We start from the raw sequence: 2731 nt of genomic DNA, 5'->3' as shown, positions 1-2731 counted from the left end.
GACGACAAGTACACAGGCCATGGGCAGGCACGTTAGCCGGTCCGTCACTATGGTGTCGTGTCCCGCCTCCTGCGCTACCTGATCATCTGGCTGTCGTGCACGGCCGCCAGCATCACGGCCGTCATCATCACGATCCACTTCGTGGTGGGCTCGACCCGGCCCACCGCTCCGGTCGCGCAGTCGGCGCCGCGGGAGCTCCCGGTGGCGCCGCGGCCCACGCCGTCGCCGAGCACGCGGCCTCCGTCCCCCAGCCCCTCGCCGACCAGCGAGAAGCCCCGCCCGACGCCTTCCCCGACGCGCGAGGAGCCGCGCGAGCCGAGTCCGGCGCCGACGACGCCGACCGCCCGCGCCACCACCGGGCAGCCTCCCGCGGCGGGCGGGGGCGAGCGGGGGTGCGAGGAGGGCGGCGCCGGTGTCTACACGGTGGCGTCGGAGGGCGGCAGGGTGACCGTGCGGTTCGGGGACGGCGGGGTGTGCCTGGTGTCGGCGGTGCCGGAGCAGGGCTTCACGGTGAGCACGAGCCAGAGCGCGGCCGAGTCGCTGACGGTGACCTTCTCGGCGAGCCGCCACCGGTCGGAGATCACCGCGACGACCGAGCCGCGCAGCCAGGCCAGTGTGCGCGAGGTCTCGTTCTGACGCCGCCCCGCGGGCCGTCTCACCGCCGCAGGTGCTCCAGCACCGCGCGCATCGCCCGGCGGACCGCGTCGCGTGACTCGTCGGTCACGTCGCGGGTCTCGAAGCCGTGGTGGCCGTGTGGCACGTCGACCACCTCGACGCGGGCCCCGCACTCCTCCGCCGCCACCAGGAACCGCTCGACACGCACGGCGATCTCGGGCATCTCCAGTCCCGCCCGGGTGAGGACCACGGGCAGGTCGCCGGCCTTCGCCACCGCCCGCACCGGGTGGAACCGGGTGCCGGACATCCCCCAGTTCGGCAGCGGCGCCAGCACGGGGTAGGTGGCGGCCAGGCAGCGCAGCCACGGCGGGGGTGCGCCGAGCCAGTCGGCGGTGATCAGTCCGCCGCCGGAGAAGAACCACAGCGCGACGCGGTCCGCGTCCACCCGGGGGTCGGCCCGGATCCGTTCCACCGCGCCGGCCACGTCCGCGGCGGCCCGCTCGTAGTCGGCGAGGTCGTGCAGCCGGTGGGCGACGACCGCGCCCACCACTCCGTTCACGGCCGCGTAGGTGGCGTACCCGGTCAGGGTGGTCCAGTCCCTCGGCTCCGGCCGGGCGTCGGCGGGCACCGGGCCGCCGTGCAGGAACACCACCGCCGGGCGGGGGCCGTCGGCGTCCGGCAGGTAGAGGTCGACGTTCTCCGTGCGCTCCCTGGGGAGTTCGGGCAGGTCCAGCAGGAACGGCCGTTGTTCGGCGGGCGGTTCGGCCGGGTCGGCGGGCTCCAGCCGGTGTCCCTCGCCGGCGGCGGCCCGCAGCAGGACGTCCGCCAGGTCGGCGGGGCAGGACAGCATCGGCCAGTGCCCGGTGGGGAGTTCGAAGAAGGACACCCGGGGGTCGACGAGGGCGCTCAGGGCGGGGTCGCCGAATCCCACCAGCATCTGGACCATCTCGATGCTCGAACCGTTCGCGGTGCACAGCACCCCGGTGGTGGGCACCGCGGCCACCGCGCCGGTCAGCCGGAGCGGCTGGAGCAGGGTGCCGAGCGGCTGCGGGGCGGCGAGGACCGTGAGCCGGTCCAGCGCGGCGCCGGACAGGCCCGCCGTGCTGCCCCAGCGCTCCCACTCGTCGTGCGCCGGGGGCGGCAGCTCGCCCACCGTGGCCTCTCCCCCGCCGGCCCCGGCGCGCTCGGCCAGCCGCTCGCGCAGCGACTGGTCGGGGACGGCGGCCAGGGCCGGCACGCCGTCGCGGGGCATGGCCGAGTCCAGGTACACGATCCGGTCGATGCGCTCTGTCCGCCGGTCGGCGGCACCGAGTGCGGGATGGATGCCGTAGTCGTGACCGACGAGCACGATCCGCCCGTCACCTTCCCGGCCCCCTTCCGCGCCGACCGCGTCGATCACCGCGAGCACGTCCGCGATGTGGGTCTCCAGGTCGGTGCCGGCCGGCGCGGTGCCGGGCGGCCCGTCGAGCCCGGTGAGGGCCACCGGGTACACCTCGGCGCCCGCGGCTGCCAGGTGCGCCGCGGTGTGCTCCCACACGTGGCTGCCGGTGAACATGCCCGGTACGAGGACGAATGCGGTCATGGTCTCTCCTCCGTGAGCGATCGCGCGGACCGGTCCGGTCGCCCGTCCGCGCTCGCCGGTACCGTAGGAACTCCCCCTGAGGGAGGTTCAAGTGGTCATGCCGCGCGACGGGCTGTGCGGGATCGGTGAGCTCGCCGAACGGGCGGGCGTCACCGTCAAGACCGTCCGTTTCTACTCCGACCGCGGTCTGCTGCCGGAGGCCTCCCGCAGCGCCGGAGGACACCGCCGGTACGGTCCGGAGGCGCTGGGCCGGCTGCGTCTGATCCGTTCGCTGCGCGCCCTCGGCCTGGCGGTGCCCGAGGTGCGCCGCGTGCTCGACGAGGAGGACGGGGCGAGCGGCGTGCTGGAGGACGCCGTCGCCGGGCGGCTGCGGGAGGTCGGCAGCGAGCTGAGGGCGTTGCGCTGGCGGGAGGCGGCGCTGCGGCTGGTGCAGGAGTGTCCGCCGGGTGAGCGGGCCGACCGGCTGCGGCTGGTCGGCGCGGTGGCCGCCCCGCCGAGCACGGAACCCCTCGTCCGCTTCTGGCGCGGCTGGCT

Annotated in this window: 4 protein-coding genes; 1 reads left to right on the top strand and 3 read right to left on the bottom strand. The window is 75.7% G+C overall.

Translation table 11 applies throughout. The features are described 5' to 3' along the window. Nucleotides 1–74 precede the first annotated feature (74 nt). Genes GTW67_RS36945 through GTW67_RS13135 form a run of 3 tightly spaced genes read right to left on the bottom strand, consistent with a single transcriptional unit; the run spans nucleotide 75 to nucleotide 2197 of the window. Nucleotides 75–356 carry a hypothetical protein gene (locus tag GTW67_RS36945; protein WP_202437178.1) on the bottom strand — a complete coding sequence of 94 codons (282 nt, stop codon included), beginning with the start codon at nucleotides 354–356 and terminating at the stop codon, nucleotides 75–77. Between the two features lie 60 nt (nucleotides 357–416). Further along, complete coding sequence (locus GTW67_RS36940) at nucleotides 417–659, bottom strand: hypothetical protein (protein WP_202437177.1); 243 nt, start codon at nucleotides 657–659, stop codon at nucleotides 417–419. Then, nucleotides 656–2197, bottom strand: coding sequence for an alpha/beta fold hydrolase (locus tag GTW67_RS13135; RefSeq protein ID WP_161164996.1), 1542 nt, complete (start codon nucleotides 2195–2197; stop codon nucleotides 656–658). The genes GTW67_RS36940 and GTW67_RS13135 overlap by 4 nt, the downstream gene beginning before the upstream one ends. Nucleotides 2198–2294: 97 nt before the next feature. On the opposite strand from GTW67_RS13135, the gene GTW67_RS13130 reads away from it, so the two are divergent. Continuing rightward, nucleotides 2295–2731, top strand: a 437-nt coding sequence (locus tag GTW67_RS13130) for a MerR family transcriptional regulator (protein ID WP_161164995.1), incomplete at its 3' end; no start/stop codon positions are given.

Origin of the sequence: Streptomyces sp. SID5910 (assembly GCF_009862125.1) — a bacterium.
GTDB lineage: Bacteria > Actinomycetota > Actinomycetes > Streptomycetales > Streptomycetaceae > Streptomyces.
This window is presented reverse-complemented; position numbering and strand designations above follow the sequence as displayed.